This window comes from Stappia indica, from assembly GCF_020177335.1.
In the GTDB taxonomy this organism is placed as follows: domain Bacteria; phylum Pseudomonadota; class Alphaproteobacteria; order Rhizobiales; family Stappiaceae; genus Stappia; species Stappia indica_B.
Map to the genome: position 1 here is coordinate 367,880 of NZ_JAIVMG010000001.1, position 24,714 is coordinate 392,593.

The following is a 24,714-nucleotide window of genomic DNA, read 5'->3' on the forward strand; positions in this document are numbered from 1 at the left end:
AGGAAGGCGCATGACGACGCGGCGGACAGTCTATCGTATCCTTACGGGGAATTCTGCCCGTTTTTACAAAACGTCAAGCGCGGCATTCAAACTGGTTCCAATTCACTAACCTCATGGAATTTTGAACGAAGTTCGCTTGCGAATGAACCGGGGTGCCCATTCCCGATCACGGCATCATCGACCTTCACCACCGGCATGACGAGGGTGGTTGCGGCGGTGATGAACGCCTCCTTCGCGTTCTTCGCTTCTTCCACGGTAAAGGGTCGTTCGTCAAACGATAAACCCTCACGTTCAATCATATCGAGAACAACCCGCCGGGTAATCCCTGCCAGAATGCCGTGTTCGGCCGGGCGGGTGACGAGGGTGTTGTCGGTGGTGATGATCCAGGCGTTGGTCGAGCCGCCTTCGGTGACGAACCCGTCCGCGTCAACGAACCAGGCTTCCTTAGCGCCGGCCTCCTTGGCCTTCTGCTTCACCAGGACGTTCGGCAGCAGGCCGACCGACTTGATGTCCACCCGGTCCCAGCGGTTTTCCGGCACGGTGATGACGCCGACGCCCGCCTCGGCGGCCTTGTCGCCAACTTCCGGCCGAACGGCACGGGAGGTGATCACCAGCGCCGGCCTGGTGCCGGCCGGCGGGAACACATGGTCGCGCCGGGCCACGCCCCGGGTCACCTGAAGATAGACGATGCCCGACTGCACCCGGTTGCGGTGGATCACCTCGCGCATCACCTGCGCCAGCGCGGCACGCGACATCGGCATGGCGATCGACAGCTCGCGCAAGGACCGTTCCAGCCGATCCAGATGCCGCCGCTCATCGACGACCTTGCCGCGCCAGATCTCGCAGACCTCGTAGACGCCATCGGCGAACTGGTAGCCCCGGTCCTCGATATGCACCGCCGCTTCGGCATGGCGAACATAACGACCGTTCACATAAGCAATACGACTCATCATCCCTCCGAATGTCTCGCGCCGGACGCCCTCGCATCCCCGGGCATCCTGCTCGCGCGGACGCACGGATGCACCATTCGATTCCACACCTATCAGAAAAATTCCAGACTGACGCGGAACATCTGCTCCACCTGGCGCACGCGCTCCGCGATCGCGAACAGCACCGCCCGGTCATGCGCCCGGATGATGGTGCTGCCGTCAGGCGTGATCACCTCGCCATCGCGGAAGATCGCGCCAACGCGGATTCCGTCCGGCAGGTCGATGTCGCGCAACGGGCGGCCGACCAGCGGCGAGGTTTCCAGCGCCTCGGCCTCGATCACCTCGGCAGCGCCGTTCTGCAGGGCATGCACCCCGCGGATGCGGCCCCGGCGCACATGCTGCAGGATCTTGGAAATCGTCACCTGGCGCGGATTGACGAAGGCATCGATGCCGAGCGCGTGGGCAAAGGCCGGATAGCTGGGGTTGTTGAGCAGCGACAGGTTGCGCTTGCAACCGAGCTTCTTGGCCATGACGCAGGACAGGATGTTCACCTCGTCCTCATTGGTCAGGGCGATCAGCGTATCGGCGTCCTGAACATCGGCCTCCAGCAACAGCTTCTGGTCCAGCGCGCTGCCGTGCAGGATCACCGCCCGCTTCAGCGTGTCGGCGACGCTTACCGCCCGCTCGCGCGAGTGCTCGATGATCTTCACCTTGGCGGCCGATTGCCGCTGTTCCAGCGTACGTGCGACATAAAGGCCGATGTTGCCGCCGCCGGCAATCACCACCCGGTTCGCCTCCGGCTCCTCATGGCCGAAGATCGCCAGGGTGCGCCGCACCCGGTCGCGGCGGGCGGTGACATAGACCAGGTCGCCCACCAGCAGGGAATCGGAGCTCTTGGGCACGAACAGGTGATTGCCGCGAAAGACGCCGGTGACCACCGCCCCAAGGTCCGGGAACAGTTCGGTGAGCTGGCGCAGCGGTGTATTGACCACCGGGCAATCCTCGCGGCAGATCACGCCGACGACGACGACCTGATCGTCGGCGAAGCGGATCGTCTCCACCGCGCCGGGCAGCGCCAGCCGGCGCATGACCATTTCGCCCACCTCGATCTCGGGCGAGATGATCACGTCGATCGGCATGTTGTCGCGGGAGAAAAGGTCGCTCCACTGCGGCGTCAGATAGCTCTGGGCGCGCACGCGGGCGACCTTGGTCGGCACGCTGAACAGCGAATGGGCCACCTGGCAGGCGACCATGTTGACTTCGTCGTAAAGCGTGACGGCGATCAGCATGTCGGCCTGGTCGGCGCCAGCCTGGGCCAGAACGTCCGGATGGGCGCCATGACCGACGAAACCGCGCACGTCGAGCGTGTCGCGAATGGCGTTGATCAGCCGCGGCGACGAATCGATGACCGAGACGTCGTTCTGCTCCGAGGCGAGTTTTTCCGCTATGCCGTAGCCAACCTGGCCGGCTCCACAAATCACCACTCTCATGGGTCAGCGCGTCCTCTTAGTGTGCCATTTGGCGCGGTGTGTATCACGAAAGGCCGAGGGACTTGAGCTTGCGATGCAGGGCCGAGCGCTCCATGCCGACGAACTCGGCGGTGCGGGAGATGTTGCCGCCGAACCGCTTGATCTGCGCCTGAAGATAGTCCCGCTCGAACATCTCGCGCGCATCGCGCAGGGGCAAGGCCATCAGATGCTCGCCGCCGCCGTTGGTCGGCAGGTTCGGAGCGTCGGCGCCGATCTCGCTCGGCAGAAGATCGGCGGTGATCACCGCCTCCGGATCGGCCCTTGTGAGGATCATCAGCCGTTCCACGTTGTTGCGCAGCTGGCGCACGTTGCCGGGCCAGTCATGGGCCTGCAGCACCGCCATGGCGTCGGCGCCGATGCGGCGGATCGGCAGGCCCGAGGCCACCGAAATCTGCTCCATGAAGAATTCCACCAGGCCGGGGATGTCCTCGCGCCGGTCGGCCAGCGCCGGCACATGCATCGGCACCACGCCCAGACGGTGGAACAGGTCCTCGCGCATGCGCGCCTCGGCGATCTCCTGTTCCAGATTGCGGGCGCTGGAGGACAGGATACGAATGTCGACGCTGACCCGGCCCGCGCCGCCGACCCGGGTGAAGGTCTGGTCGACGAGCACCCGCAGGATCTTGCCCTGGGTCTCGTAGGGCATGTCGGCGACCTCGTCGATGTAGAGCGTGCCGCCGTGGGCCTCCTCCATCGCGCCGATCTTGCGGATCCGGCCGTCCTGGTCCTCGATGCCGAACAGCTCCTCCTCCATCCGCTCCGGGGTGATGGTGGCGGCATTGATCACCACGAAGGGATTGCGCGCGCGCTGCGACAGGGCGTGGATGCTGCGGGCGGTAAGCTCCTTGCCCGAGCCGGACGGGCCGGTGATCAGCACCCGGCTGTTGGTCGGCGCGACCCGCTCGATGGTGTTGCGCAGCTGGTTGATGGGACCGCTGTTGCCCAGGAGGTCGAGCGCGTCGGCACTGCGCTGTTTCAGCTCGCGGATCTCGCGTTTCAGCGAGGAGGCTTCCAGCGCGCGCTCGGTGATCAGCACCAGCCGGTCGGCCTTGAACGGCTTTTCGATATAGTCGTAGGCGCCGCGCTTGATGGCCGAGACGGCGGTCTCGATGTTGCCATGGCCGGAAATGATCACCACCGGCAGATCCGGATCCTGCTCCTTGATCACGTCGAGCAGGCCGAGCCCGTCGAGCCGGCTGCCCTGGAGCCAGATGTCCAGCACCACCAGCGAGGGGCGCCGTTCCTGGATCGCGGCCAGCGCCGTATCGCTGTCGCTGGCCGTGCGCGTATCGAAGCCGTCGTCTTCAAGGATACCGGCAATCAGGTCCCTGATATCCGCTTCGTCATCGACAATCAAAATATCATAGGCCATCTGTCACAACCGTTCCCGAGGTAAGGTGTTCGTCCGTGGCGTCCGTCGCGGCGTCCTGGCGCTCGGTGGCCATGGTCAGCCGCACCATCGCGCCGCGTCCGCCGCCGGAGCCGTCCGCATCCACCGGCGCATCCAGCAACTCGATGCCGCCGCCGTGTTCTTCCATGATCTTCTTGACGATGGCGAGGCCAAGGCCGGTGCCCTTCTCGCGGGTCGTCATGTAAGGCTCCAGCAGCCGTTGCCGGTTCTCCACCGGCAGGCCGATGCCGTTGTCGACCACCTCGATCGCCAGCCGGTCGCCCTGGTTGTGCAAGGTGACGGTGATGCGGCCATGCTCAAGCTGCTCCGGCGGCAGGGCCGACACCGATTCCGCCGCGTTCTTGATCACATTGGTCAGCGCCTGGCCGACAAGCCGTGCATCGAAGCAGGCGCGGGCGGGATCTTCCGGAAGCTGAGTGGAAATCGAGATGTCCGGATTGGCGACCGTTTGCAGGAACGCGGCCTCGCGCACGGTGTTGCGCAGATCGGCACTGCTCTTGGTCGGTTTCGGCATCCGGGCGAAAGAGGAGAATTCGTCGACCATCCGGCCGATATCACCGACCTGACGAATGATCGTGTCGACGCATTGATCGAACACAGTACGGTCGTCGGTGATCTTCTTGCCGTAGCGCCGCCGGATCCGCTCCGCCGAGAGCTGGATCGGGGTAAGCGGGTTCTTGATCTCATGGGCGATGCGCCGGGCAACATCGGCCCAGGCGGAGGTGCGCTGCGCCGACACCAGATCGGTGATGTCATCGAGGGTAACGACGAAACCGTGCTCGCTGCGGGTTGACTGTTCGCTGGTGACCCGCACGTTGATGGTGCGCTCCCGGCCCTGGCGGTGAAGCGAGAGCTGGTCCTCGCGCATCCGGTCGTCCTCCCGCGCCAGCGCCTCGCCGAGCATCTCGGCAAGTTCCGGCACGGCGGTGCCGACGGGTTGGTCGAGCAAGTCGTCTTCCTCGACATCGAGAAGGGCGAGCGCCGAGCGGTTGACCAGGGTAATCCGGCCGCCATCGTCGACGCCAATCACCCCTGCGGTGACGCCGGACAGCACCGCCTCGGTAAAGCGGCGGCGGCGGTCGATCTGGTCGTTGGCGGCCAAGAGGGCCTCGCGCTGGCCGCGAAGCTGAGCGGTCATGTTGTTGAAGGTCGCGCCGAGATTGGCGAGATCGCCGGCGGATTTGTCGGTTTCCACCTGGACATAGAGATTGCCCTTGGAGACCTGATCGGCAGCGCCGATCAACCGGCGGATCGGTGAAACCAGCATGTTGGCGAAGCCGAAGCCGATCCAGACCGAGGAGAGCAGCAACACCAGGGTGACGCCGGTATAGACCAGTGCGAAGGCGACCTGCACGCCGAAGCGGCTCTGTTCCATCACCGTGTACTGGCTGGCCCCCTCCTGCGCCAGCCGCATGTAGTCGACCACCCGCTTGTCCATCGCCCGGGCGACATAGAGATACATGTCGTCATAGGCGGAAAGCTTCATCACACCGCCGACCAGATTGGAGATGCCCGGGGCGATCAGCACCGGTTCGCCGCCATCGGCCTGACCGAACGCCTCCTGCGGCGGCGGCAGCACCTCGATGTCCGGATTGACGATCACCCGGGTGATGACGGTGCCGTCCGAGCGCATCAGGAAAGCCCCAAGCAGGGAACGCAGCGAGGTCTGGGTCTGGAAGAAGCTGTCGAAGCGGGTCGGCTCGAAATCGTAGACGGTCTTGGCCCGATCCACGTCATTGGCCATGGCGATCAACTCGCCGCGCAGCACCCTTGCATGTTCCTGCAAATAGGCCTGGGCCACGGTCAGCGCATTGTCGATGATCAGGCGGGTACGGTCCTCGAACCAGCGGTCGAGCCCCCGGTCGAGGGTGATGGTGGCAAGGATCGCCACCAGCACGGCCGGCACCGCGGCGACGACGCTGAACAGGGTCACGATCCGGCCATGCAGGCGGGCGGCGGCCCGTCCGCGCCGGCGCGCCTGCAACAGGCTGATGAACTCCAGCGCGATCAGCACCAGCAGCCCGGCGACCAGGATGCCGTTGATGATCATGGCGACTGTCGTGGCCATGCCATCGGGGGCGATCGGCGTCACCCCCATCAGCACGAAGAAGGTCACGGTGATCGAAATCAGCGCGGCGATGACGAACACCAGACCGAGCTTGCGGATCACGCGGTTGCGCCCGCCGCGCTCCATCTGGAAATCGTTGCTCATGGATTTGTCCGCGATCACGGTCTGGCAACCACCTTGAAGAATCGGAATGGGCGGAACGGTCCACCGGATGCGGCACCGTTACCACACAATGTTGCCAAAATACGACAGGGATAACGAGATGTGAATGCCCCTGTTGGCCGGACCGCCCCGTCATGCGACGGACTGCCACGGCCATGCAACCGGCACTGAACCGCCGGGAAAGGCGCGAAAGCCCCCTTTCCGCGCGGCAAGCATTGTCGGATCAGGCGCTACCGATGGGCGCGGATCACCTGGACGTCGAGGTCGCGGATCTTCTTGCGCAAGGTGTTGCGGTTCACCCCGAGCAGCTCCGCCGCCTTGATCTGGTTGCCGCGGGTGGCCGCCAGCGCCGCGCCGATCAGCGGATATTCCACTTCCCGCAGGATGCGATGATAAAGCCCCGGCGGCGGCAGGGCGTCGCCGAAGGTCTGGAAGTAGGTGTTGAGGTAACGCTCCACGGAAGCCGACAGGTCGATGGGCGCGCCCTCCTCCGCCTCGTCCTCGACGCCACCATTTGCCGGCTGGCTCAGTTCCTGATCGACCAGGGCGGCGGAAATCACATCCTGCGGATAGAGCGCGGACAGCCGGCGCACGAGGTTTTCAAGCTCGCGCACGTTGCCCGGCCAGCGGTAGCGGCGCAGCCGGTCGACCGCCGCCGTCTCGATCTGCTTGGGCGGCAGCCCCTCCTTCTCCGCCAGGGAGAAAAAATGGCGCACGAGGTCGGGAATGTCCTCGGTGCGCTCGCGCAGCGGCGGCAGGCGGATCGGCACCACGTTCAGCCGATAGTAGAGGTCCTCGCGGAAAAGCCCCTGATTGATCAGCTGGCGCAGGTCCTTGTTGGTGGCGGCGACGATCCGCACATCGGTCTTGATCGGCACCCGGCCACCGACGGTGGTGTATTCCCCCTGCTGCAGCACCCGCAAGAGCCGGGTCTGGGCCTCCATCGGCATGTCGCCGATCTCGTCGAGGAACAGGGTGCCGCCATCGGCCTGTTCGAACCGGCCCACGGAGCGTTGCTGGGCGCCGGTGAAGGCGCCCTTTTCATGGCCGAACAGTTCCGCCTCGATCAGGTCGCGCGGGATCGCCGCCATGTTGATCGCAACGAACGGGCCGTTGCGGCGCTTGCCGTAGTCATGCAGGGCGCGGGCGACCAGTTCCTTGCCGGTGCCGGATTCGCCGTTGATCATCACCGACAGGTCGGTCTGCATCAGCCGGGCCAGCACCCGGTAGATTTCCTGCATGGCGGGCGAGCGGCCGATCAGAGGGATGTTCTCGCCCCCCTCCTCCAGCGTTTCGGTACGGCGGCCCTTGGGCTCGGCCAGCGCCCGCCCGACGATGCCGATCAGCTCCTTCAGGTCGAACGGCTTCGGCAGGTACTCGTAGGCACCCTTCTCAGAGGCGCGGATCGCCGTCATGAAGGTGTTCTGGGCACTCATGACGATCACCGGCAGGTCCGGCCGCATCTTCTTGATGCGCGGCAGCACATCGAAGGCGTTTTCATCGGGCATCATCACATCGGTGATCACCAGGTCGCCGTCGCCGGAGCTGACCCAGCGCCACAGGGTGGCCGCGTTGGAGGTAAGGCGCACCGTGTAGCCGGCCCGGGACAGGGCCTGGTTCAGCACGGTGCGGATGGCGGTGTCGTCGTCGGCGACAAGGATCGTGCCGTTTGCCATGATGTCGAAATCCTGTCCTTAGCGCTCGTCGCCCGGCACATGGGCCGGCATGAGAATGCGAAACACCGTGCGGCCGGGCTGGCTGTCGCATTCGATCACCCCGCCGTGGTCGCCGATGATCTTGGCGACCAGCGCCAGACCAAGGCCGGAGCCATTGGCCTTGGTGGTGACGAAGGGGTCGAAAAGGTGGGGAAGCAGCTCTTCCGGCACGCCGTCGATGCCATTGTCGCGGACGCAGAATTCCAGCGGCAGGCTGACCTTCTCCTGGGAACCGGGCACGGCAAGGCGGATGCCGGGACGGTAAGCCGTCGTCAGGGTGATTTCCCCATGCTCCTGACCGGACAGCGCCTCCGAGGCGTTCTTCACCAGATTGAGAAACACCTGTACCAACTGGTCGCGGTTGGCGAAGACCTGCGGCAGCGAGGGGTCGTATTCGACGTTGATGGTCTGGTTGCGGGCGAAGCCGGATGTCGCCAGCCGCTGCACCCGGTCGAGGACCACGTGGATGTTCAGCGGCTCGCGCTCGATTGGGCGCTCGTCGGAAAACACCTCCATCCGGTCGACCAGTTTCACGATCCGGTCGGTCTCGTCCATGATCAGGCGGGTCAGCGGGCGGTCGTCCTCATCGGCGGAGGCTTCCAGCAGCTGCGCCGCGCCGCGAATGCCTGAGAGCGGGTTCTTGATCTCATGCGCCAGCATGGTGGCGAGCCCCGAGACGGTGCGGGCGGCGCCGCGCGAGGTCAGTTGCCGGTCGATCTTTTCCGCCATCCCCCGTTCCTGCAGCATCAGGACCACGAAGCCGGGGCGGTCGGCCACCGGGGCGGCCATGATGTCGACCACCTTTTCCGCGCCGATGCGCGGCGAGCCGATGTCGACCTTGTATTCATTGACCGGGGTGCCGCGTTCACGCACCTGGGACAGGAGCAGCAAGAGCGGGCTGCCGAAGGGCACGAAATGGGCAATCGGGTGGCGGCGCAACACCTGGGCACTGGCGCGGAAGAAATTCTCCGCCGCCGTGTTGGCCTCCTCGATCTCCCCTTGCGGGCCGACCAGCACCAGCGGATGCGGCAGGGCGTCGAGGATCTGCACCTGCGACCCGCCGCCGGGCATCGGCTCGCCAGAGGTCATTTTCTTACCGCCGACGTTCATGCCGCCACTCCCATTTGCGCCGACGAGAACCAGCTTCGCAGCATGGTCAGCACCTGAGCGGGCACGGTTGCCGTCAGCAGCTCCCGGCGCTGATCCGCCGGCATCGGCGTTTCCGCCCCGTCGAGATACCAGGCAATGTGCTTGCGGGCGTTGCGCACGCCTTTTTCGGTTCCGTAGTGGGAGAACATTCCCTCCACATGTTCGCAGACAAGATCCGCCAGATCCGGTCCGGCCGGAATTTTCGGCGCCGGTGTGCCGTCGAGCGCGGCGCCGATGGCACCCGGCAGCCACGGCTTTCCGAAGGAGGCGCGGCCGATCATCACCGCATCGGCGCCGGAGCGGGCCAGCATTTCGCGCGCATCCGCCGCCGAACGGCAGTCGCCATTGGCCACCAGCGGCACGGAGATGCGCTCGCGCACGAGACGGATCGCGTCCCAGTTGGCAGAACCCTTGTAAAACTGGCAACGGGTGCGACCATGCACGGTGATCATGGCAACCCCGGCCGCCTCGGCCCGGGCGGCCAGTTCCGGGGCGTTGATGCTGTCATCGTCCCAGCCAAGCCGCATCTTCAGGGTGACCGGCACCTTGACCGCCGCCACCGTCGCCTCGATCAGCGTCAGCGCATGGTCCGGATCGCGCATCAGGGCCGAACCGGAGTAACCGGAGGTGACCTTCTTCGCCGGGCAGCCCATGTTGATGTCGATGATTGCCGCGCCAGCGCCCTCGGCCATGCGCGCGCCCTCGGCCATCCAGCGGGCTTCCCGCCCGGCGAGCTGCACCACATGCGGATCGACGCCGGCGCTTTCGCTGCGCAGGCGCGTGTCCGCATTGCCATCGGCCAGTTGTTCGCCCGCCACCATTTCCGACACCACCAGGCCGGCGCCGAAGCGATGCGCCAGCCGGCGGAACACCACATCGGTCACGCCGGCCATCGGCGCGAGAAACGCGCGGTTGGGCACGGGAATATCGGCGATCTGCATCGGCGCCTCTGTGGGTGACTGGCTATTTCTGCTCATATGATGTGCACTTTTCATTATGCCTACAGAATAGTCATTCGCGACTGGCCCGCAAGCCTCATTTTTTCGCACTGCACATAAGGCTTGAGGGCCCGCGCGGAAACCGCCAAAACCGTAGCAATCAGTCCAGTAAGCGGATTTTCCAAGAATGGGGTCGGAATTGACCATGCCTGAAACTGCATCCGCCACGAAGGTGGCGGTTCTTGTCGTTGCCGCCGGACGCGGCACCCGGGCCGGCGGCGGCGAGACGCCGAAGCAGTACCGCCGGATCGGCGGTGTTGCCGTCCTGCGACGCACGGTCGAGGCCCTTGCGAGGGTTGACCGGGTCGGCTCAATTCAGGTGGTGATCCATGCCGATGATCGCGCGCTGTACGACGCGGCGCTGGCAGGAAGCACGGCCCAGGCGAAGCTGCGCCCGCCGGTCGGCGGCGGGGACAGCCGGCAGGCTTCGGTCCTGTGCGGGCTTGAGGCGTTGCGCGGCGACGCGCCGGATCTGGTGCTCATTCACGATGCCGCCCGCCCCTTCGCCACCGCCGATGTGGTGACGCGCGCCCTTGATGCGCTTGCCGCTGGCGCCCGGGCGGTGGTTGCGGCCGTGCCGGTGGCCGATACGCTGAAGCGCGGCGAGGTGGCGACGCCGGACGGCAGCGTTCAGGTGCGCGGCACGGTCGAGCGCACGGGCCTCTGGGCTGCCCAGACGCCGCAGGGCTTCGTCTTTGCCGATATTCTGGAGGCTCACCGGCGGGCGGCGGCGGCCGGGGTCGAGGGACTGACCGACGATGCCGCCGTTGCCGAATGGCAGGGGCTGGCGGTTGCGATCAGCCCGGGCGATGCGGCCAACAGCAAGATCACCACCATGGAGGACCTGATGCAGGCGGACCGGATCATCCAGTTGGAGGAGTTTGCCCGATGCGGCGATGTGCGGGTGGCCACCGCCTATGACGTTCACGCCTTCGAGCCGGGCAACGAGGTCATTCTCGGCGGCATCGCCATTCCGCACGACCGGGCGCTGAAGGGGCATTCCGATGCGGATGTGGTGCTGCACGCCCTGACCGACGCCATTCTCGGCGCCCTGTGCGACGGCGACATCGGCCATCACTTCCCGCCAAGCGATCCGCAGTGGCGCGGTGCGCCGTCCGATCAGTTCCTGCGTTTTGCCGCCGAGCGGGTGCGCCGCGCCGGTGGAGCGATTTCCCTGCTCGACGCCACGGTGGTGTGCGAGCGGCCGAAGGTCGGGCCGCATCGCGAGGCCATGCGGGCGCGGATTGCGGAGATCTGCGGGGTGCCGGTGGGGCGGGTCGCGGTCAAGGCCACCACCTCGGAGCGGCTTGGCTTTACCGGCCGCGAGGAAGGCATTGCGACGCTCGCTACGGCCACCTTGCGGCTGCCGTTCGACTATCTGCCGGGAGACACGTCATGCTGACCGAGCTTGCGCCCCTCCTGCCCGCCGCCGAAACCCTGGTGCGGCGCTGTACGGAACGCGGGGTGATGCTGGCCACCGCAGAATCCTGCACCGGCGGGCTGATTGCCGGGCTGATCACCGAAATCGCCGGGTCTTCCGCCGTGCTCGATCGCGGCTTCGTCACGTACTCCAACGAGGCCAAGACCGAAATGATCGACGTGCCGGCGGAGCTGATCGGCCGGGTGGGCGCGGTGAGCCGCGAGGTCGCCGAGGCGATGGCGCAAGGGGCGTTGACCGCCTCGCGTGCCGATATCGCCGTGTCCGTCACCGGGATCGCCGGCCCGGGCGGCGGATCGGCGGTGAAGCCGGTCGGCCTGGTGCATTTCGGCTTTGCCGCGCGCGGCGCGCCGGTGCGCCATGTCATGCGCCGGTTCGAGGATCGGGGCCGGGCCGCCATCCGCGCCGGCGCGATCGCTCAGGCGCTGGAAGGTTTGCTGGATCTGGAGGTGCTTAAAATTTGACCGGCTAAAAAAGCTCTTTGTTGCCAGCGGGGATCGTATACGGTGCCCATGAGTTGATTGCATAAATTTTTGTACGCAATTTCAACGCTCGAAGGGGAAACCTCCATGTGGTCCATCCGGTCCATGCGGCATGCATCGATGGCGCTTGTGCTTTTTGCCGCGCCCGCCACAGCTGGCGAGTTCTACATGATTTCGCGCCAGGCCGATGGGACCTTTTTCGCCAGTCACCGGGTGTTCGAGAAGGCCGGCGAGAACCTCTACCGGATCACCCTCTGCGGCCGGGAGTATTACGCCCGGGCGGCAACCGTTGGCTGGGTCAACTATGAAGCTACGGAAGGGCGCGACGTCGGTCTGGAATACAACGAGGGCAAGGGGTGGTTCCGGGTCTGTGAAGAGCCGGACAAGCAGGTTTCGCTTGAGGATATCGGCGTCTCCGGCACCGATGCGGATGTGATGCGCTCCAGCGATGGCGCCGTTTCTCGCCGCCAGCGGTTCAAGGACATCAGCAAGGCGTTTTCCGACTACAAGAACTCCGGCGAGAAGACGAAGTCCTATCACCTCTGGTAAGCGGAAACGCCCGCGCGCCCGCGCTCAGGCCGTCGGATAGACGTGATCGGCGCGCGCCTCGAAAGCGGCGGAGAACTTGCGGAACGCCCGGTCGAACATGGTCGACATCAGCGTGCCCAGAGTGCGGCTCTTGAACTCGTAGGTGATGTAGAAGCCGATTTCGCTTCGGCCCTCGCCCGTCGGCCGGAAGGTCCAGCGGTTTTCCAGGTGCTTGAACGGGCCGTCGAGATACTCCACCAGGATCTCCCGCCTGTCCGGCGACAGGGTCACCCGGCTGGTGAAGGTTTCCCGGAACATCTTGTAGGCGACCGTCATGTCGGCGACGAGCAGACTGCGCCCGTCCTCCAGGTCCTTGCGCCCACGCACCCGCAAGGCAGAACACAGCGGAACGAATTCCGGGTATTTCTCCACATCGGCGACAAGGGCGAACATGTCGTCCGCCGAATGCGCGACCGGATGCAGGTTCTCAAAGGATGGCATTGCAGGCAGTGCTCGTGATCTGGTCGTGTTTATTGTTTTGCATGCCGGCCCCGGCGGTACCGCCGGCGCACACCGCACTGGCGGGGCGAATGCCCCCCCGCAGTCAGGGACGGCCAGCCTCACCTAGCTGGTGACGTCCGTCGGTGTTCCGATCCGTGCGGCGCGAGCCTTGCGCAGATCCGCGAAGTCTTCGCCCGCGTGATGGGAGGAGCGGGTCAGAGGGCTCGCCGAGACCTTGAGGAAGCCCTTGGCATAGGCGATCTTCTCGAAGGCCTTGAACTCTTCCGGCGTGACGAAACGCTCTACCGTGTGGTGCTTGGAGCTGGGCTGCAGATACTGGCCGATGGTCAGGAAATCGACGTCCGCCGTGCGCAGGTCGTCCATCAACTGAAGCACCTCGTTGCGCTCCTCGCCCAGCCCGACCATGATCCCCGATTTGGTGAACATTGCCGGATCCAGTTCCTTGACCCGCTGCAGCAGGCGAATGGAATGGAAGTAGCGGGCGCCGGGGCGCACCTTCAGGTATTTCGACGGAACGGTCTCCAGATTGTGGTTGAACACATCCGGACGGGCGGTGACCACCGTTTCCAGGGCGCCGGGCTTGCGCAGGAAGTCCGGGGTCAGCACCTCGATGGTGGTCGAGGGTGAGCGGCCGCGAATGGCGTGGATCACATCAGCGAAGTGGCCGGCGCCGCCATCGTCGAGATCATCGCGGTCGACCGAGGTGATGACCACATGCTCCAGCCCCATCGCCGCCACCGCCTCGGCGATGCCGGAGGGCTCGTTCGGATCGACCGGACCGGGCATGCCGGTGCGCACGTTGCAGAAGGCGCAGGCGCGGGTGCAGGTGTCGCCGAGGATCATGAAGCTGGCGTGCTTCTTCGACCAGCATTCGCCGATGTTCGGACAGCCCGCTTCCTCGCAAACCGTCACCAGGTTGTTGCCGCGCACCACTTGCTGGGTTTCGCGATAGACCGGCGAGGTCGGCGCCTTGACCCGGATCCAGGCAGGCTTGCGCTTGATCGGATTGTCCGGCCGATGCGCTTTTTCCGGATGGCGGGGACGCGCGTCGTCCTTCGCCGGTGTCGAGACGGTGTCGAGGATCGTAACCATGCGCCTCAAATGTCCTTCTTCGCCGCGCGCGTCAAGCGCCGCTGTGGTCGCAGCCGTCGCCGGCCGTCAGTTTCCGCGTATTTTTCGCCAGACAAACAGCAAAAGGATGGCGCCGATTGTCGAGATCACAACCTGGTCGATGAAGCCGCCGGTGACGTTCAACTTCAGGATTTCCGCGAGTTTTCCGCCAAGCAGGGCACCGACCAACCCGACGACAAGACTGCCGAGAAAGCCGCCCCGACTGTCGAACACCCGGTGCGCCACCGCGCCGGCAATCAGCCCGATGGCGATCCAGAAAATGAAGTTCATGCCAGCACTCGGGCAATCAGCACGACGACGATCGCGCCAACGGCGGCGACCACCACCTGATTGACGTAAGCATTGCCGAGATTGATGTTGATGCCAGCGAAGCTGAACAGGAACCCGCCGACGAAGGCGCCGATGATGCCGGTCACCAGATAGCGGATCAGCCCGCCGCCGCCGATGACGAGGCTGGCGAGCCAGCCGGCGATGATGCCGATGACGCACCAGATGACGATGTTCTTGACGTCCATGTCCTTATCCCCCGTTCACGTGTCCCCGCGTCCGGGGCAATCCCGGCGCGCCCTTCAAGGGTACCCCTTCCCCGCGACAACTCAAGAGCACCCCGGCAGGAGACCGGCCCTCCGCCTGTCGGGCCGTGGCTCCGGCGCCCGCTCGCCTCAGGCGTTCAGGACCCTGCCATAGGCGTCGAGCACGCTTTCCTTCATCATCTCCGACAGGGTCGGGTGCGGGAAGATCGTGTGCATCAGCTCTTCCTCGGTCGTCTCCAGGTTCATGGCGACGACGAAGCCCTGGATCAGTTCGGTCACTTCCGCGCCAACCATATGCGCGCCGAGCAGCTCGCCGGTCTTCTTGTCGAAGATCGTCTTGATCATGCCCTGATCCTCGCCAAGGGCGATGGCCTTGCCATTGGCGCCGAAGCTGTAGCGGCCAACGCGGATGTCGCGGCCCGCTTCCTTTGCCTTCGCCTCGGTCAGGCCGACGGACGCCACCTGCGGGTTGCAATAGGTGCAGCCCGGGATCTTGCCCTTGTCCATGGCGTGAACGTTCGGCAGGCCGGCGATCTTCTCGATGCAGACGACGCCTTCATGCTCCGCCTTGTGGGCGAGCATCGGCGGGCCGGCTACGTCGCCGATGGCATAAAGGCCCGGCACGTTGGTCTTGCCGTAGCCGTCGATGACGATGCAGCCCCGGTCGGTCTTCACATTGAGGGCCTCAAGACCCAGCCCTTCGATGTTGCCCTGCACGCCAACGGCCGAGATCAGCCGGTCGGCGGTGATGGTCTGCACCTTGCCGTCCTTGGTCTCAACATGGGCGGTGATCGAATCGGCGCCCTTCTCGACCTTGGTGACCTTGGCTTCGGTCAGGATCTTCAGCCCGCGCTTTTCAAGCTGCTTGCGGGCCAGGGCGGAGATTTCCGCATCCTCCACGGGCATCACCTGCGGCATCACCTCGACCACCGTCACCTCCGCCCCCATGGAGCGGTAGAAGGAGGCGAATTCGATGCCGATGGCGCCCGAGCCCATCACCACCAGCGATTTCGGCATCACATCCGGCTTCATCGCCTCGAAATAGGTCCAGATCAGCTTGCCGTCCGGCTCGATGCCCGGCAGGGCGCGCGGGCGGGCGCCGGTCGCCACGATGATGTGTTTGGCGGTGTAGGTGCCCTCGCCCTTCACGCCCTTGGGAACCGGGTTTTGCGGCTCGACCACGGGCTTGGAGGATTTTCCGACGGTGATCTCACCGGGCTTGGTCAGCTTGGCCTCGCCCCAGATCACGTCGATCTTGTTCTTCTTCATCAGGAAGGCCACGCCGCCGTTGAGCCGCGCCGACACGCCGCGCGAGCGGGCGACCACGTCCTTGACGTCGGCGGTCATCTTGCCTTCGAGCGTCAGCCCGTAGCTCTTGGCGTGGTTGGCATGGTCGAGCATTTCGGCGGAGCGCAGCAGCGCCTTGGTCGGGATGCAGCCCCAGTTGAGGCAGATGCCGCCGAGGTGCTCACGTTCGACGATGGCGGTCTTCAGGCCAAGCTGCGCGGCGCGGATCGCCGTCACATAGCCGCCCGGACCCGAGCCGATGATGATCACGTCATATGACGTCGCGCTCATGAAGTCCCCTCCAGATGGGTCGTGGGAGCTGCTGCGACGGGCCGCGCGCTCCTTGAAATGACGGTAATCGCGGAAACGAAGCGGCGCGCTGGATCGCGCGCCGCCGGCTGGGTCACACCAGCATCGACATCGGGTTTTCGATGTAGCCCTTGAAGGCGGCGAGAAGCTCCGCCCCGAGCGCGCCATCAACCGCGCGGTGGTCGGTGGAGAGCGTCACGGACATCACCGTGGCGATGGCCAGCGCGTCGTCCTTCACCACCGGGCGCTTTTCGCCGGCGCCGACGGCCAGGATCGTCGCATGGGGCGGATTGACCACCGCCGCGAAGTCCTTCACGCCCATCATCCCCATGTTGGAGACCGCCGTGGTGCCGCCCTGGTACTCCTCGGGCTTGAGCTTGCGCTCCTTGGCCCGGGTGCCCATGTCCTTCATCTCGTTGGAGACGACCGACAGCGGCTTCATTTCGGCGCTGCGCACGATCGGCGTGATCAGGCCGCCGGGGATCGACACGGCGACGCCGACATCGGCGTGCTTGTGCTTGACCATGGCCTCATCCGTCCAGGAGACGTTGGCCTCCGGCACATCGCGAAGCGCCAGCGCCATCGCCTTGATCACCATGTCGTTGACCGACAGCTTGTAGGCGGGCTTGCCGTCCTTGCTCGTCGGCGCGGCGGCGTTGAGTTGGGCGCGCAGGGCCAGCAGAGCGTCCAGCTCGCAATCCACGGTGACGTAGAAATGCGGGATGGTCTGCTTGGATTCCTGCAGACGGCGGGCAATCGTCTTGCGCATGCCGTCATGGGGCACCAGCTCGTAGGAGCCTTCCTCGAACAGCTTCAGCACCTGATCGCTGGACGGGCCGGTTGGCATGGCCGGCGCGGGCGCCGCCGCAGCAGGCTTCGGCGCTTCCGCGGCCGGCGCAGCCACCGCCTTGCCCGTGCCTTCGCTGACGGCCTTGTCGATGTCGCGCTTGACGATCCGGCCATGCGGTCCGGAACCGGTGAGCGCCTTGAGGTCCAGCGCGTTCTGGGCGGCGAGCCGGCGGGCCAGCGGCGAGGCGAAGATGCGCTCGCCGGAGGCGGCCACAGGCGCTGCGGGCGCGGCCGGCGTCGGTGCCTCGGCGGCAGGCGCAACGGCTGCAGCGGGCGTTTCCGCAGGGGCAGTTTGCGGGCCGCCACCGTCGCCGCCGACGCCACTTGCGGCGCCTTCCAGCGCCGAAGCATCCTCGCCGTCTTCCAGCAGAAGGGCGATCACCTCATTGACCTTCACGCCCTCGGTGCCCTCGGCCACCAGGATCTTGCCCATGGTGCCCTCGTCGACCGCTTCCACTTCCATGGTCGCCTTGTCGGTCTCGATCTCGGCAATGACGTCACCGGCGGAGATGGTCTCTCCTTCCTTGATCAGCCATTTGGCGAGATTGCCCTCTTCCATGGTCGGCGAGAGGGCCGGCATCAAAATCTTGATCGGCATCTGTGTCTCCCCCTCAGGCCGTGTAGGTCACGGCTTTCACCGCGTCGATGACTTCCCCGACCGTCGGCAGCGCCAGCTTTTCCAGGTTGGCGGCATAGGGCATCGGCACATCCTTGCCGGTGACCCGCAGGATCGGCGCGTCGAGCCAGTCGAACGCCTTTTCCTGCACCTGATAGCCGATCTCGGCGGAGACCGAGCACATCGGATAGGCCTCTTCGACCGTCACGAGCCGCCCGGTCTTCTTGACCGAGGCGATCACCGTGTCGATGTCGAGCGGGCGAATGGTGCGCAGGTTGACGATCTCGGCGGAGATGCCCGCAGCTTCCAGCTCGGTCGCCGCCTTCATCGCGTAGGTCATGCCGATGCCCCAGGAGACGATGGTGACATCGCTGCCGGCGCGCTCGATCTTCGCCTTGCCGATCGGCAGCACGAAGTCCTCTACATCCGGCAGATCGAAGGTCTGGCCGTAGAGGATCTCGTTTTCCAGGAACACGACCGGGTTGGGGTCGCGGATCGCCGCCTTCAGGAGGCCCTTGGCGTCCGCCGCCGACCAGGGCTGCACCACCTTCAGGCCCGGAACATGGGCATACCAGGCGGCATAGTCCTGGCTGTGCTGGGCGGCGACGCGGGCCGCCGCGCCATTGGCGCCGCGGAAGACGATCGGCGCGCCCATCTGGCCGCCGGACATGTACAGCGTCTTGGCGGCGGAGTTGATGATGTGGTCGATGGCCTGCATGGCGAAGTTGAAGGTCATGAACTCGACGATCGGCTTCAGCCCGGCCATCGCCGCGCCAACGCCGAGGCCGGTGAAGCCATGCTCGGTGATCGGCGTGTCGATCACCCGGCGGGCGCCGAATTCCTCAAGCAGCCCTTGCGAGATCTTGTAGGCGCCCTGGTATTCGGCAACCTCCTCGCCCATCAGGAACACATCGCCATCGCGGCGCATTTCCTCGGCCATGGCATCGCGCAGCGCTTCGCGCACGGTGGAGCTGACCATCTTCGTGCCTTCCGGCACATCCGGCTCGCTTGCCCCCTCTGCGGAAGCAGGAGCCGCCGCAGGCGCCGCCGCGACGGGCGCGGCCGCCTGCGGTGCCGGGGCGGCCTCGGCGGCCGGAGCCGATGCGGGAGCCGCGTCCATGGCGGAAGCGTCCTCTCCGTCGGCCAGCAGAACGGCAATCGGCGTATTCACCTTGACGTTCTCGGTGCCCTCGGCCACCAGGATCTTGCCGATGGTGCCCTCATCGACCGCCTCGACCTCCATGGTCGCCTTGTCGGTCTCGATTTCCGCGATCACGTCGCCGGACGACACCTGGTCGCCCTCTTTCTTCACCCATTTCGCCAGGGTGCCCTCTTCCATGGTCGGCGAGAGGGCCGGCATCAAGATATCAATCGGCATCGTAGGTCCCCGCCCTCAGAGAAGAATGTCGGTGTAGAGCTCGGACGCATCCGGCTCCGGGTCGGTCTGGGCGAATTCGGCCGCCTCGGCGACGATCTCGCGAACCTCTTTATCGATGGCCTTCAGCTCATCCTCGCTGGCCCAGCCCTTTTCCAGAAGACGGGCGCGGACCTGCTCGATCGGATCGTGCTCGGTCCGCATCTTCTGCACCTCCTCCTTGGAGCGGTACTTGGCCGGATCGGACATGGAATGACCGCGATAGCGGTAGGTGATCATTTCGAGGATGTAGGGGCCCTTGCCGGAGCGGCAGTGCTCCAGCGCCTTTTCGCTGGCGGCCATCACCGCGCGCACATCCATGCCGTCGACCTGCTCGCCGGGAATGCCGAAGGAGGCGCCGCGATGGGAAAGATCTGTGGTGGCGGAGGCACGCTCGATGCTGGTGCCCATGCCGTATTTGTTGTTCTCGATGACGTAGATCACCGGCAGCTTCCACAGCTCGGCCATGTTGAAGCTTTCGTAGACCTGCCCCTGGTTGGCGGCGCCATCGCCGAAGTAGGTCATCGCGACCGCGCCGTTCTCACGGTACTTGTTGGCAAAGCCGAGGCCGGTGCCGAGCGACACCTGCGCGCCGACGATGCCGTGACCGCCGTAGAAGTTCTTTTCCTTGGAGAACATGTGCATGGAGCCGCCCTTCCCCTTGGAATAGCCGCCCCGGCGTCCGGTCAACTCGGCCATGACGCCCTTGGCGTCCATGTCCATGGCCAGCATGTGGCCGTGATCCCGGTACCCGGTGATCATCTGGTCGCCCTCGCTGGCCGCCATGCGCATGCCGACGACGACCGCTTCCTGACCGATGTAGAGGTGACAGAATCCGCCGATGAGACCCATGCCGTAAAGCTGGCCGGCCTTTTCCTCGAACCGGCGGATCATGAGCATGTGCCGATAGGCGTCGAACTCCTGCTCCTTGGTGAACTCCGCGATCGCGGGCGCTGCTTTCGCCACCCCTCCCCTGGACCGCCCGGCGCTTCCCGCGCGCGAGGCGGCTGCTTTCTTCGACGTTGCTGCCATGTCCCTCGTCTCAATGATTTAAGTCCCTTGCGGGACAGCGCTTCCCCTAGAAAATCCTAGCGGACGGTACCTGATGGAGAATGTCAATAAAAGGCCACGTACGGCGATGACCATACAGCGCTTAGCATATGAATTATATGACGGATTTGCCGATTAATCGAAATCAGGTTGAAATGGCCATATCAACCTGATCTTGATTAAATACCAGCCCTTGCCGAGGGGCGCAGGATCGCCAGCTCATCCGGATGCACGAGATTGAGGCTGGCGCGGGCGCGCTCATCGATCATGTCCGGATCGAGGCTCTCCGGGCGCATCAGGGCCACCCGGCTTTCCAGCTCCTCGCGCTGGCCGCGCAGCTCGGCAAGCTCGGTTTCCAGCGCGGCAAAGCGGTGCTCCAGACGCGCCTTGCCGACAAGGCCCAACTCGCCATTGAGCGCATGGAAGCCGAAATAGCCCAGCAATGCCATCGCCACGAACGGGGCAATGAGGCGCTGCCAAAGGGTTTTGCGACGATATCGGGTGGTTTTGAATGACACGGGGACGAGACCTGACAGGAACACACTGCTCGACGGCCCTCACTATGTGCCATCAGGCTTAATGCTTCGTTGCCGGCACCCGCCGGAACGTAATTTTCCCGCGTCAGCGCCTTGCTCGCCCCTCAGGCGGCCTTGCTTTCCGCCTCCGCCAGCCGCACCAGCTTCAAAAGCACGGCGGCAGTGCCCTTCAGCCGCTGCTCCGCCGTATCCCAGTCGCGCGACAGCACGATCTTCTGGTCGGGGCGAATCTTGGCCAGGACGCCCTGTTCGGCGATATAGGCGACGAGCCCCGCCGGATTGGCGAACTCGTTGCCGCGGAAGGCGATGACGACGCCCTTGGGGCCGGCGTCGATCTTCTCCACATGGGCACGGCGGCACAGTCCCTTGATGAAGACGATCTTTAAGAGGTGTTCCACCTCCTCCGGCAGCGGCCCGAAGCGGTCGATCAGCTCCGCGCCGAAGGCGTCGATCTCCTCCGGTTCGGCCAGCTCCGACAGGCGGCGGTAGAGCGACAGGCGCAGCTGCAGATCCGGAACATAAGGCTCGGGAATCAGAACCGGTGTGCCGACCTGGATCTGCGGCGACCACGCTTCCTCGCCAAGGCTGTCGTCGCCGGCCTTGAGCTGGGCCACCGCCTCCTCCAGCATCTGCTGGTAGAGCTCGAAACCCACTTCCTTGATGTGGCCGGACTGTTCCTCGCCGAGCAGATTGCCGGCGCCGCGAATGTCGAGATCGTGACTGGCGAGCTGGAAGCCGGCGCCGAGGCTGTCGAGCGATTGCAGCACCTTCAGCCGCCGGTCGGCGGTGGCGGTCAGGGTCTTGTTGGCCGGCACCGTGAACAGCGCATAGGCGCGGGTCTTGGAACGGCCGACGCGGCCACGCAGCTGATAGAGCTGGGCCAGGCCGAACATATCCGCCCGGTGCACGATCAGGGTGTTCGCCGTGGGCACGTCCAGCCCGGATTCGACGATGGTGGTGGAGAGCAGAACGTCGTACTTGCCCTCGTAGAAGGCGTTCATCACGTCTTCCAGCTCGCCCGGCGGCATCTGACCATGGGCGACGGCCACCTTCACCTCCGGCACCGTTTCGTCGAGGAACGCCTTGGTGTCGGCAAGGTCCGACACGCGCGGGCAGACGTAGAAGCTCTGACCGCCGCGATAGCGCTCACGCAGCAGCGCCTCGCGCACGACGATCGGATCGAACGGCGAAATGAAGGTGCGCACCGCCAGCCGGTCCACCGGCGGGGTGGCGATCAGCGACAGCTCGCGCACGCCGGTCAGCGCCAGTTGCAAGGTGCGCGGGATCGGGGTTGCCGACAGGGTCAAGACGTGCACCTCGGATTTCAGCTCCTTCAGCCGCTCCTTGTGCTTCACGCCGAAATGCTGCTCCTCGTCGATGATCAGGAGGCCCAGATCGCGGAAGGTCATGCCCTTGCCGAGCAGCGCATGGGTGCCGACGACAATATCGACGGACCCGTCCGCCAAGCCCTTCTTGGTGGCCGACAGCTCCTTGGGCGGCACCAGCCGGGAGGCGTGGCAAACGGTGATCGGCAGACCCTGGAAGCGTTCGGAGAAGGTCTTGAAATGCTGCCGTGCCAGCAAGGTGGTCGGCACCACCAGCGCCACCTGACGGCCGGTCATGGCGGTGATGAAGGCGGCCCGCAGCGCCACTTCGGTCTTGCCGAAGCCGACGTCGCCGCAGATCAGCCGGTCCATCGGCCGGCCGGAGGTCAGATCGGCGAAAACGGCGTCGATGGCGCTCAGCTGATCGTCCGTCTCGTCATAGGGGAAGCGGGCGGCGAACTCGTCATAGACCCCTTCCGGCGGGTCGATGGGCGGCGCGGTGCGCAGCGCCCGGGCGGCGGCGGTCTTGATCAGGCCGTCGGCGATCTCAAGGATGCGCTTCTTCATGCGCGCCTTGCGCGCCTGCCAGGCTCCGCCGCCCAGCTTGTCGAGCTGGGCTTCGGTATCCTCCGAGCCGTAGCGGGTCAGAAGCTCGATGTTCTCCACCGGAAGGAACAGCTTGTCGCCGCCGGCATACTGCAGCTCCAGACAGTCATGCGGCGCGCCCACCGCCTCGATGGTCTTCAGGCCGATAAAGCGGCCGATACCATGGTCGACATGCACCACCAGATCGTTCTGCGACAGGCTGGCCGCCTCGGTCAGCACATTGGCGCCCTTGGCACGGCGGCGGCTCTGGCGCACCAGCCGGTCGCCAAGGATGTCCTGCTCGCTGACCAGAGTCAGGTCATCGATCTCGAAACCGGATTCCACACCGAGAATCGCCAGTGCGGTCATGCCTTTCGGCAGGGCCCGCGCATCCGCGTCGGAGGCGACCGGTGCGGCGCGGTCAAGGCCGTGATCGGCCAGCACATGAGAGAGGCGCTCGCGCGAGCCCTCGCTCCAGCAGGCAATGACGATCCGGCTGCCGTCCTTGCGCCGGGCGGAGGCATGGGCGGTCAGCGCATCGAAGATGTTGATGTCGCCGGCGGCGCGCTCGGCGGCGAAGCTGCGCCCCTTGCGGCCATCGAGCGCCACCGTTTGCCGGCCGCTGCCATCCGCCGGCAGATCGAAGGGCGAAAGGCGCACCGAGGTTCCATCGGCAAGCGCCGCGTTCCAGCCGCTCTGGTCGAGATAGAGCGCACCCGGCGGCAGCGGCCGGTAGGGCACGGCGCCGCTGGCCTTGCCGGCTCCCATCGCCTCTTGTCGGGCGGCGTAGTGTTCGCCCACCTGATCGAGCCGTTCGCGCACCACGTCGTCGATCGCCGCCGACAGCACCACCGGCGCGCCCTCGGCGTAGTCGAAGACGGTCTCCATCCGCTCGTGGAACAGCGGCAGCCAATGCTCCATGCCGGCGTAGCGGCGCCCCTCGCTGATCGACTGATAGAGGATATCGTCCCGGTCGGTGGCGCCGAACTGCGCCACATAGCCTTTGCGGAAACGGGAAATCACCTCCTCCGACAAAGTGGTCTCGCTCATCGCCAGCAATTCGATGCGCTTGAGCTGACGGGTGGTGCGCTGGCTGTCGGCGTCGAATTCGCGGATTGATTCCAGCGTGTCGCCGAAGAAGTCGAGCCGCACCGGCGCGGCCATGCCGGGGGCGAAAATGTCGATGATGCCGCCGCGCACGGCGTATTCGCCGGTGTCCTGCACCGTGGGCGAACGGGAAAAGCCGTTGGTCTCCAACCAGGTCACCAGCGCCTGGATGTCGACGCTGTTGCCCGGCAGCGCCTGCCAGTTCTGTGCCCGCGCCCAGTCCCGCGTCGGCAGCCGCTGCAGCGCCGCGTTGACGGTGGTGATCAGCACGGTCTGGCGGTCATTCGCCAGGCCGCCGGCAAGGCGCCCCATTGCCGCCAGCCGCCGGGCAACAACGGTGCCGTTGGGGGAAACCCGGTCATAGGGCAGGCAGTCCCAGGCCGGCAGATCGATCACCTCCACATCGGGGGCGAAATAGCCGAGTGCGTCCTGCACCGAACGGGCGTGCGGCGCATCGCGGGCGATGAACAGGCAGGAAAGCCCCTTGCCGCCCCCGGCCAGCAGCCGGGCCAGCACATAGGCCTCCGCGCCATCGGGCACGCCGGTGACGACGGTGTTGCTCTGCTGCTGGAATAGGGTCTCAAGCACCGTTTCGTTCCTTGCGCTTCACGCTTTGCCATTCACCCGCGGGCAGCGCGCGCCGCCCGGCGTCCGTGGATCGACCGCTTCAGATCTTGCCGCGCAATGCGACGATTTCGCGGTAGATCGGGGTGTCGAACGCCTCCGGAACCGGCACCCGGCCGATCATCCAGCTGAACAGGTCCTGATCCGGCACATCCATCAGGGTTTCGAGCACGTCCAGCTCCTCCGGCCCCAGCTCGGCCAGACGATGCTGCGCGAAGCCGCCGAGCAGGATGTCCATTTCCTTCATGCCGCGATGCTGGCAGCGATAGAGGATCCGTTTGCGGCGCGGCGCGTTCGGGTCCGCGTCGTCGGTCGATGGCGTCTGCAACTGCTCGCCCATGCTCTGGTTCCTTCGCCCCGGGGGTGATCGTCGCCGGCGCGGGCCATCATCCACCGCTTGCTTTGCGTTTCGAAGCA

The 24,714-nt window shown here is 65.6% G+C and carries 21 protein-coding genes; 3 read left to right on the top strand and 18 right to left on the bottom strand.

Translation table 11 applies throughout. The annotated features are described in order from the left end of the window. Positions 1-86: 86 nt before the first annotated feature. The 7 genes from LC062_RS01605 to dusB all read right to left on the bottom strand — a co-directional run bounded on the left by LC062_RS01605 (position 87) and on the right by dusB (position 9,904). Entirely contained in the window at positions 87-950 is an 864-nt protein-coding gene (locus LC062_RS01605) for a D-amino-acid transaminase (RefSeq protein ID WP_224909274.1), read from the bottom strand. A gap of 92 nt (positions 951-1,042) precedes the next feature. After that, entirely contained in the window at positions 1,043-2,419 is a 1,377-nt protein-coding gene (gene trkA, locus LC062_RS01610; RefSeq protein ID WP_224909275.1) for a Trk system potassium transporter TrkA, read from the bottom strand. Between the two features lie 43 nt (positions 2,420-2,462). Beyond that, positions 2,463-3,830 (bottom strand): nitrogen assimilation response regulator NtrX, encoded by a 1,368-nt coding sequence (gene ntrX / locus LC062_RS01615; protein WP_224909276.1) that lies wholly within the window; start codon positions 3,828-3,830, stop codon positions 2,463-2,465. Beyond that, complete coding sequence (locus LC062_RS01620; protein ID WP_224909277.1) at positions 3,820-6,081, bottom strand: sensor histidine kinase NtrY-like; 2,262 nt, start codon at positions 6,079-6,081, stop codon at positions 3,820-3,822. The genes ntrX and LC062_RS01620 overlap by 11 nt, the downstream gene beginning before the upstream one ends. 248 nt (positions 6,082-6,329) lie before the next feature. Further along, complete coding sequence (gene ntrC, locus LC062_RS01625) at positions 6,330-7,775, bottom strand: nitrogen regulation protein NR(I) (protein WP_224909278.1); 1,446 nt, start codon at positions 7,773-7,775, stop codon at positions 6,330-6,332. Positions 7,776-7,793: 18 nt separating this feature from the next. Beyond that, positions 7,794-8,903, bottom strand: a complete 1,110-nt coding sequence (locus LC062_RS01630; RefSeq protein ID WP_224909775.1) for a two-component system sensor histidine kinase NtrB — start codon at positions 8,901-8,903, stop codon at positions 7,794-7,796. A gap of 17 nt (positions 8,904-8,920) precedes the next feature. After that, positions 8,921-9,904, bottom strand: coding sequence for a tRNA dihydrouridine synthase DusB (dusB, locus tag LC062_RS01635; RefSeq protein WP_318246088.1), 984 nt, complete (start codon positions 9,902-9,904; stop codon positions 8,921-8,923). Between the two features lie 202 nt (positions 9,905-10,106). Between dusB and LC062_RS01640 the strand changes: the two genes are divergently transcribed. The 3 genes from LC062_RS01640 to LC062_RS01650 all read left to right on the top strand — a co-directional run bounded on the left by LC062_RS01640 (position 10,107) and on the right by LC062_RS01650 (position 12,430). After that, positions 10,107-11,363 (top strand): bifunctional 2-C-methyl-D-erythritol 4-phosphate cytidylyltransferase/2-C-methyl-D-erythritol 2,4-cyclodiphosphate synthase, encoded by a 1,257-nt coding sequence (locus tag LC062_RS01640; RefSeq protein ID WP_224909280.1) that lies wholly within the window; start codon positions 10,107-10,109, stop codon positions 11,361-11,363. Continuing rightward, entirely contained in the window at positions 11,360-11,863 is a 504-nt protein-coding gene (locus tag LC062_RS01645) for a CinA family protein (protein ID WP_224909776.1), read from the top strand. Before LC062_RS01640 ends, LC062_RS01645 begins: the two co-directional genes overlap by 4 nt. Before the next feature lie 105 nt (positions 11,864-11,968). After that, the gene (locus LC062_RS01650) at positions 11,969-12,430 is read left to right on the top strand and encodes a hypothetical protein (protein ID WP_224909281.1); all 462 of its coding nucleotides are present in this window, start codon (positions 11,969-11,971) and stop codon (positions 12,428-12,430) included. 24 nt (positions 12,431-12,454) lie between these two features. Here LC062_RS01650 and LC062_RS01655 read toward each other — a convergent pair whose 3' ends face one another. The 11 genes from LC062_RS01655 to LC062_RS01705 form a co-directional block, all read right to left on the bottom strand. Beyond that, a complete protein-coding gene (locus LC062_RS01655; RefSeq protein ID WP_224909282.1) occupies positions 12,455-12,910 on the bottom strand; it encodes a type II toxin-antitoxin system RatA family toxin in 456 nt (151 codons plus the stop codon). Positions 12,911-13,033: 123 nt separating this feature from the next. Next, entirely contained in the window at positions 13,034-14,023 is a 990-nt protein-coding gene (lipA, locus tag LC062_RS01660; protein ID WP_224909283.1) for a lipoyl synthase, read from the bottom strand. Between the two features lie 66 nt (positions 14,024-14,089). Then, complete coding sequence (locus LC062_RS01665; RefSeq protein ID WP_224909284.1) at positions 14,090-14,332, bottom strand: GlsB/YeaQ/YmgE family stress response membrane protein; 243 nt, start codon at positions 14,330-14,332, stop codon at positions 14,090-14,092. Further along, entirely contained in the window at positions 14,329-14,577 is a 249-nt protein-coding gene (locus LC062_RS01670) for a GlsB/YeaQ/YmgE family stress response membrane protein (protein WP_224909285.1), read from the bottom strand. The genes LC062_RS01665 and LC062_RS01670 overlap by 4 nt, the downstream gene beginning before the upstream one ends. Before the next feature lie 147 nt (positions 14,578-14,724). Then, positions 14,725-16,173, bottom strand: coding sequence for a dihydrolipoyl dehydrogenase (gene lpdA / locus LC062_RS01675; protein ID WP_224909286.1), 1,449 nt, complete (start codon positions 16,171-16,173; stop codon positions 14,725-14,727). Between the two features lie 112 nt (positions 16,174-16,285). Further along, on the bottom strand, positions 16,286-17,638 hold the full coding sequence (locus tag LC062_RS01680) for a pyruvate dehydrogenase complex dihydrolipoamide acetyltransferase (protein ID WP_224909287.1): 1,353 nt from the start codon (positions 17,636-17,638) through the stop codon (positions 16,286-16,288). Between the two features lie 13 nt (positions 17,639-17,651). Next, positions 17,652-19,034 carry a pyruvate dehydrogenase complex E1 component subunit beta gene (locus tag LC062_RS01685; RefSeq protein ID WP_224909288.1) on the bottom strand — a complete coding sequence of 461 codons (1,383 nt, stop codon included), beginning with the start codon at positions 19,032-19,034 and terminating at the stop codon, positions 17,652-17,654. Between the two features lie 15 nt (positions 19,035-19,049). After that, positions 19,050-20,102 carry a pyruvate dehydrogenase (acetyl-transferring) E1 component subunit alpha gene (gene pdhA, locus LC062_RS01690; RefSeq protein WP_224909289.1) on the bottom strand — a complete coding sequence of 351 codons (1,053 nt, stop codon included), beginning with the start codon at positions 20,100-20,102 and terminating at the stop codon, positions 19,050-19,052. A gap of 197 nt (positions 20,103-20,299) precedes the next feature. Beyond that, positions 20,300-20,569, bottom strand: coding sequence for an FtsB family cell division protein (locus LC062_RS01695; RefSeq protein WP_224909777.1), 270 nt, complete (start codon positions 20,567-20,569; stop codon positions 20,300-20,302). A gap of 191 nt (positions 20,570-20,760) precedes the next feature. Continuing rightward, positions 20,761-24,261: a transcription-repair coupling factor gene (gene mfd, locus LC062_RS01700; RefSeq protein ID WP_224909290.1), complete on the bottom strand. Its 3,501-nt coding sequence runs from the start codon at positions 24,259-24,261 to the stop codon at positions 20,761-20,763. Positions 24,262-24,340: 79 nt separating this feature from the next. Continuing rightward, positions 24,341-24,637, bottom strand: coding sequence for an FAD assembly factor SdhE (locus tag LC062_RS01705; RefSeq protein WP_224909291.1), 297 nt, complete (start codon positions 24,635-24,637; stop codon positions 24,341-24,343). Positions 24,638-24,714 lie beyond the last annotated feature (77 nt).